Annotated in this window: 6 protein-coding genes; 3 read left to right on the plus strand and 3 right to left on the minus strand. The window is 68.3% G+C overall.

The window, feature by feature from the left end; genetic code table 11:
* Positions 1 to 251: 251 nt before the first annotated feature.
* On the minus strand, positions 252 to 860 hold the full coding sequence (locus ABZY11_RS43175; protein ID WP_266737545.1) for an XRE family transcriptional regulator: 609 nt from the start codon (positions 858 to 860) through the stop codon (positions 252 to 254).
* Positions 861 to 947: 87 nt separating this feature from the next.
* Here ABZY11_RS43175 and ABZY11_RS43180 point away from each other — a divergent pair, with 87 nt between their 5' ends.
* The 3 genes from ABZY11_RS43180 to ABZY11_RS43190 all read left to right on the plus strand — a co-directional run bounded on the left by ABZY11_RS43180 (position 948) and on the right by ABZY11_RS43190 (position 2,954).
* A complete protein-coding gene (locus tag ABZY11_RS43180; protein ID WP_356484419.1) occupies positions 948 to 1,574 on the plus strand; it encodes a class I SAM-dependent methyltransferase in 627 nt (208 codons plus the stop codon).
* 44 nt (positions 1,575 to 1,618) lie between these two features.
* A complete protein-coding gene (locus ABZY11_RS43185) occupies positions 1,619 to 2,119 on the plus strand; it encodes a DinB family protein (RefSeq protein ID WP_356484420.1) in 501 nt (166 codons plus the stop codon).
* Positions 2,120 to 2,504: 385 nt separating this feature from the next.
* Positions 2,505 to 2,954 carry an SRPBCC family protein gene (locus ABZY11_RS43190; RefSeq protein WP_356484421.1) on the plus strand — a complete coding sequence of 150 codons (450 nt, stop codon included), beginning with the start codon at positions 2,505 to 2,507 and terminating at the stop codon, positions 2,952 to 2,954.
* Here the strand turns inward: ABZY11_RS43190 and ABZY11_RS43195 are convergent.
* Entirely contained in the window at positions 2,948 to 3,151 is a 204-nt protein-coding gene (locus ABZY11_RS43195; RefSeq protein ID WP_356484422.1) for a hypothetical protein, read from the minus strand. The genes ABZY11_RS43190 and ABZY11_RS43195 overlap by 7 nt on opposite strands.
* On the minus strand, positions 3,132 to 4,261 hold a 1,130-nt coding region (locus tag ABZY11_RS43200), incomplete at its 5' end, for an IPT/TIG domain-containing protein (RefSeq protein ID WP_356484423.1). The genes ABZY11_RS43200 and ABZY11_RS43195, both read right to left, overlap by 20 nt.

Here is a 4,261-nt window from a genome sequence, read left to right on the forward strand (position 1 = left end):
CATGATCAAGCAAAGGCCGCTCCGCTGTCCGGCGAACAGCAAAACCCGTGGCCAGCCCGCCCAACTAACCAAAGGCAAAGGTTTAAATACAAGCTTCCGCCTCGTCCGATTAGCGGGGACGCCGGAGCGACACGGTTTGCCGTGTCCACTGGCGTTCGACCTGGTCGATCTCTGCGGGCGTGACATTGTCGACTGCGGCGTTTGCGCGGTGAGGCTCGCTGCTGACGGGAATACAGAATCTCTCGCTGAGTTCACCGTCGGCTTTCGGCCTGAGACGACCGATGAGGGCCGGTGCGTACGTGCGCACGCATCCCTTGCAGGCCGAACAGGATGAGAAGCTCAACCACGCCGCCGTCGGCGCTGCCCAGCCAGTGGGGCAAGGACGTGTCGAACTCGGCTGCCTCACCGGGCGGCAGCGTCAGGTCGCGGTCGCCGATCACGAGTCGCAGGCGTCCGTTGAGCACATAGAGCCATTCGAAGCCCTCGTGGGTCTGCGGGGTCGGTTCGAGTGGTTCCGGGTGGGCAGGGATGATCATCTTGAACGCGTGCACACCGCCCGGTCGCCGCGACAGGGGCACAAAGGTCATTCCGAACCGGCTGATCGGCTTGAGGTGGATCCGGGGGTCGCCGGTGCGCGGGGCACCGACGAGGTCGTCCAGCGGAACGTCGTAGATACGGGCCAGCGCCAGCAGCAGTTCCAGGCTCGGCCGGCGCTGCCCGCTCTCCAGCCGGGACAGGCTGCTCTCCGACACGCCGGTCGTCGCCGCGAGGTCGGCGAGGGTGATGCCGCGGTCACGACGCAGAGCACGAAGCCGCGGCCCCACCGCGCCAAGCACGTCGTCGTCCGTCTTGCGATCCACGCGGCCATCTTGCCATTACCGCAAGATTTCGTGCCAGGTCGTGGTGCGCCTGACAAGACTGAGCGCCTACCGACACAAGGAGTCTTGATGAGCACCACCGAAGCGGTCGCCTTCTGGGACGGCGTCTACGCGGCCCGACCGGCAGCCGGCAACCCGCAGCCGAATGCTCGCCTCACCGAGATGGTGACGGGCCTGCCGCCCGGTGACGCGTTGGACCTCGGATGCGGCGACGGCGGCGACACGCTGTGGCTCGCCGGCCAGGGGTGGCAGGTCACCGCCGCCGACATCTCGGCCGTGGCGGTCGAGCGGCTCGCCGTCCTCGCCCGCTCACACGGCCTGGGTGACCGCGTCACCACCGTGCGGGCCGACTTGCACAGGTCTTTCCCGCCCAGCGGATTCGACCTGGTCTGCGCCCACTACCTGCACACCCCCTTTGACCTGGACCGGGCAACCGTACTGCGCTCGGCTGCGCACGCACTGCGCCCGGGCGGGCGATTGCTGGTCGTCGACCACGGCTCGGCCGCGCCGTGGTCGTGGAACCAGGATCCCGACTTCCGCTACCCGAGCCCGCGGGAGGTCGCCGCGGGTATCGACCTGGCTCCGGAGACATGGACGGTCGAGCGGGCCGACGCACCCCGCCGGATCGCAACCGGACCGGACGGGCGCACCGCCGAGGTCACCGACCACGTCCTCCTCATCCGCCGCACCGCCTGACACGGCGGTCGGCGCCCGCCCTCGACAAAGGAAGGCAGACCACGATGCCCAGCACCACACGCCGCAACCGCCGCCGCGACACCCCGCCGCCCCGGACCGGAAGCAACGAGATCGAGGTCTTGCGCGGATTCCTCGACTACCTCCGGACCTCGATCGCCGCGAAGGTCGATGGTGCCCCCGAGCCGCAGGTGCGAACAGCCGCGGTGTCGTCGGGCACAAACCTGCTCGGCCTGCTCAACCACCTGACTTTCGTCGAGCGCTCGATGTTCCTCGGGGATGACGTCACCGACTGGCAGGCGACGTTCCAAGCCTCACCGGCGGACAGCGTGGCCGATGTCGTCGCGCGCTACCGAGGCGCGGTCAAGCGCGCGAACGACGTTCTCGACGGGTGCACCGATCTCGGCGCACCGGTTCCCCGACCACGGCCGGACCGCCCCGCTCCCAGCATCCGCCGGGCACTCACCCACATGATCGAGGAGACCGGCCGACACGCGGGCCACGCGGACATCCTCCGCGAACTCATCGACGGCACGACCGGCCGCTGATCCAACTTCTCCGGGACGGGAACACATGATCACAGCAACCACGGCCGCTGCCGCGCCGCTTCCTCCGAGCCGTGCACACGGTGGCCCCGCGCATGACCAACACCGTGCGGGCGGTGGACGTGCCGAACGCCGGGCACTGGCTCGTCGAGGAGAACCCCTCAGTTCATCACCGCCGAGCTATTGCGTTTCCTCGACGGATGACCACGCCGCCAAGGCGGCGCGGGATGCCGCGCGGCACGGGCCGCAGTATCGGGCGTCGCCATCCAGCACGCCGACTGGCTCTCGCCCTACCGGATCAAACGTGTGCCTGGCCGACCGCCACCGCGTCGACCGCGTCTTCTTGGCCGCGGACGCCGCCCGCATCCACTCACAGGAGCCCTCTACCATGCACTCGTACGACGTCACAGTGACCACCAGCGCCTCGCCGGAAATCGTCTGGAAGCTTCTGGTCGACGCCGCAAGCTGGCCGCTGTGGTCCAAGGTGGACAGTCTGGACACGACACGGTCGGTCGGCCTCGACCCCGGCGGCGACGACGGCGTCGGTGCCGTCCGGGCTTTCCGGACGGGACGCATCGTGACCGGTGAGCGGCTGACCGAGAAGGTCGAGCGACGCCTCTTGGCCTACGAAGACGCGTTCAATTCGTCGATGCACAACTATCACGCGCGCATCGAGCTGAAGCCGACAGCGAGCTCAGGCACGGTCATCCACTGGTACGGCGAGTACGAGACGAGCTGGCTGTTGCGCTGGGTCATGCCGCGCTACCTCCAGAAGTTCATGCAGGGCATGGCAGAAGGGCTGGCCCGCTACGCCGAGGAGCCCGAGCCGGCTCAGTAGGGCATACGCCGCAGCGCGCCGTGGGGGGCCTGGGTCTCGCGCCACAGCTGGCGGGCGTGCGGCAGGATCTGCGCCGCAGCTCCTGCATCTGCGCCCAGCCGGCCGATCCGGTAGCCGCTCCCAGGGGGCAGACGGATCCAGTAGCGGTCGGCGGCGAACACCACCGTAGGGCTGGGTTCAGGACGGGGCGTAGACATAGGGCAGGGTGTTGCTGTTCCCGGCCGGGGTGTGTGCCACGACATTCACCGTGCCGGGCGTTCCGCCCGGGGAGGTCGCGACGACCTGGGTGTCGGAGATCGCTGAGAACGAGGCCGGGAGGCCGCCGAAGGTCACTGCGTCGGTGAAGGCGAGGTTGCTGCCGCCCAGCACGATCGCGTCGCCGCCGAGATCAGAGCCATTGGAGGGGGTGAGGCTGGCTAGGACGGGTGCTCCCAGATATGTGTAGTGCGGATTCCCGGTGGTCGTCGCCGTGCTGGTCCCGCCCGGTGTGGTGACGGTGACGGTGACCGTGCCAGACCCGGCCGGAGCGGTCACGGTCAGCTGGCTGTCGGAGACCACGTTGATGGTGGTGGCCTGATTCCCCCCGAAGCTCACGGCGCTGGTGAGCGTCAGATTGCTGCCGAAGACGGTGACGGTGTTGCCTCCGGTGGCCGGGCCGAGATGTGTGGACAGCTCGTTGACGGTGGGCGCGGCGATGTAGAAGTAGGGCAGGGGATTGCTGGTGCCGCCGACCGTGGTGACCGTGACGCTGACCGAGGACGGTGGCCCGGCTGGCGCACTGACGGTGATCTGGGTGGGGGTGTTGGTGAGGATGGTCGCCGAGTTGTTCCCGAACTTCACCAAGATGGCGCCGGAGAGGTTAGTGCCGTTGATGGTGACCGTATTGCCGCCTGAGGTGGGGCCTGAGGTGGGGCTGAGTCCGCCGAAGAGGGTGTTCTCGCCCGAAGTCGGATCGGAGGCAGGTCTGATACTGCTGAGAGCCGGGACTGAGGTGTAGGTGAAGAGCACGTTTTGGGTGCTGGTCCCTGTCGGCGTCGTGACCGTGGCTTTGACCGGACCGGTTCCTGCGGGGGTCTTGGCCGTGATCTGTGTATCGCTCACGAGGACGAAGTCGGCGCCGTTGGGGCCGAACCTCACCAAGGTGGCGTCGGTGAAGCCGGAGCCGGTGATGGTGACGCTGGTACCGCCGGCCGGAGCACCTTGGGCGGGGCTGACGTTGGTCACTACAGGGGCCATGAGGCTCTTCTCCTTCTCCTGGCGCGGATGGGCGGCAACGCCCCGTGACCTGGCCGACGATCGTCGGCCAG

This window comes from Streptomyces sp. NPDC006510 (assembly GCF_040611955.1).
Taxonomy (GTDB): domain Bacteria; phylum Actinomycetota; class Actinomycetes; order Streptomycetales; family Streptomycetaceae; genus Streptomyces.

Excerpts from the sequence above, each read along its gene's own strand:
- ABZY11_RS43180 (WP_356484419.1), top strand. The coding sequence starts at position 948 with ATGAGCACCACCGAAGCGGTCGCCTTCTGGGACGGCGTCTACGCGGCC.
- ABZY11_RS43185 (WP_356484420.1), top strand. The coding sequence starts at position 1,619 with ATGCCCAGCACCACACGCCGCAACCGCCGCCGCGACACCCCGCCGCCC.
- ABZY11_RS43190 (WP_356484421.1), top strand. The coding sequence starts at position 2,505 with ATGCACTCGTACGACGTCACAGTGACCACCAGCGCCTCGCCGGAAATC.
- ABZY11_RS43195 (WP_356484422.1), bottom strand. The coding sequence starts at position 3,151 with ATGTCTACGCCCCGTCCTGAACCCAGCCCTACGGTGGTGTTCGCCGCC.